The organism is Frankia umida, assembly GCF_023242945.1.
Taxonomy (GTDB): Bacteria; Actinomycetota; Actinomycetes; order Frankiales; family Frankiaceae; genus Frankia; species Frankia umida.
This window is the reverse complement of sequence record NZ_JALKFT010000129.1, coordinates 1-275: the sequence shown is the minus strand read 5'-3', so window position 1 is coordinate 275 and position 275 is coordinate 1. Positions and strand designations below refer to the sequence as shown.

The following is a 275-nucleotide window of genomic DNA, read 5'->3' as shown; positions in this document are numbered from 1 at the left end:
GCCCATGGGCACGGGCAGGCCGATGGCCTGGCCCACCACCTGGTCCTTCTGCGATTTGGCAAAGCGCGTGAAGTCCGGAATATTCAACGCCAGCGTCGCCCAGAAGCCCACCATGGCGGTCAGCGACGGCCAGAACACCGACATGAACTGGCCCGCCTTGGGGCCGCCCGGCGCGTACTGCGAAGGCTGCTCCATGATGGGGCCGAAGCCGCCGGCCTTCTGGTAGACCCAGCCCAGCAGCACGAAGCAGATCACGATCTTGAGTGGCGCGGTCC

At 66.5% G+C, this 275-nt stretch carries 1 protein-coding gene; it reads right to left on the bottom strand.

Annotated elements, in window-relative coordinates; translation table 11 throughout:
• Positions 1-275, bottom strand: a 275-nt coding sequence (locus MXD59_RS27905; RefSeq protein ID WP_248827215.1) for a cytosine permease, incomplete at both ends; no start/stop codon positions are given.